Origin of the sequence: Acinetobacter sp. SwsAc5 (assembly GCF_013391485.1) — a bacterium.
GTDB classification, from domain to species: Bacteria; Pseudomonadota; Gammaproteobacteria; order Pseudomonadales; family Moraxellaceae; genus Acinetobacter; species Acinetobacter towneri.
The window spans coordinates 1-1,111 of record NZ_JACAXD010000072.1 but is presented as its reverse complement, the minus strand read 5'-3'; the positions used below and the strand labels follow the sequence as shown (position 1 = coordinate 1,111).

At 36.9% G+C, this 1,111-nt stretch carries 1 protein-coding gene; it reads right to left on the bottom strand.

The window, feature by feature from the left end:
- Positions 1–1,056 (bottom strand): IS4-like element ISAba1 family transposase gene (locus HYG89_RS15895; RefSeq protein ID WP_178868379.1). Its coding sequence is split into 2 segments (ribosomal slippage), with 1,057 coding nucleotides annotated over them: positions 1–519 and positions 519–1,056; the frame shifts between segments, so codons are not numbered across the junction. This gene is flagged as partial in the annotation.
- Between the last annotated feature and the right edge of the window lie 55 nt (positions 1,057–1,111).

The following is a 1,111-nucleotide window of genomic DNA, read 5'->3' as shown; positions in this document are numbered from 1 at the left end:
TTCTTAAAATTGCCAAAATTTCCTTAAACTCTTCTTTTTTCCCAAAACCAATTAAACGCTGAATCGCCATTTGAACATAGTCTAAACCATAGCGAAATAAACTCATTGAGAGTCGTCCATGCTTCTTTATTTTTATCACTTTTTTTTGATCATGTTGCCATTCACCCGTTAAGTAACACCAACAGAAGCTTATAGCTAACACCGCAATCAATTTTTTCACTCGTCTAGGGTCTGTCAAGCGCGTATTTTCAAGATTAAACCCGCGTCCTTTGAGACAACTGAATAAGGTTTCAATTTCCCAGCGTAATGCATAATCCTGAATAGCATTGGCATTAAACTGAGGAGAAACGACGAGTAAAAGCTCTCCATTTTCTAACTGTAGTGCACTTATATATAGTTTCACCCGACCAACCAAAATCCGTCGTTTACGACATTCAATTTGACCAACTTTAAGATGGCGAAATAAATCACTAATTTTATGATTCTTTCCTAAATGATTGGTGACAATGAAGTTTTTTTAACACGAATGCAGAAGTTGATGTCTTGTTCAATTAACCATGTAAACCACTGCTCACCGATAAACTCTCTGTCTGCGAACACATTCACAATACGGTCTTTACCAAAAATGGCTATAAAGCGTTGAATCAAAGCAATGCGCTCTTTCGTATCTGAATTTCCACGTTTATTAAGCAATGTCCAAAGGATAGGTATCGCTATTCCACGATAAACGATTGCGAGCATCAGGATATTAATATTTCGTTTTCCCCATTTCCAATTGGTTCTATCTAAAGTCAGTTGCACTTGGTCGAATGAAAACATATTGAAAATCAACTGAGAAATTTGACGATAATCAAAATACTGACCTGCAAAGAAGCGCTGCATACGTCGATAAAATGATTGTGGTAAGCACTTGATGGGCAAGGCTTTAGATGCAGAAGAAAGATTACATGTTTGCTTTAAAATAATCACAAGCATGATGAGCGCAAAGCACTTTAAATGTGACTTGAACCGTACCGGGTTTGTCGGAGACCAACTTTCTTGAGAGAATGTTCCAATGACAAAACCAAAATATACCCCTGAAATCAGAGAAAGAGCGGTTCAATTATTGATT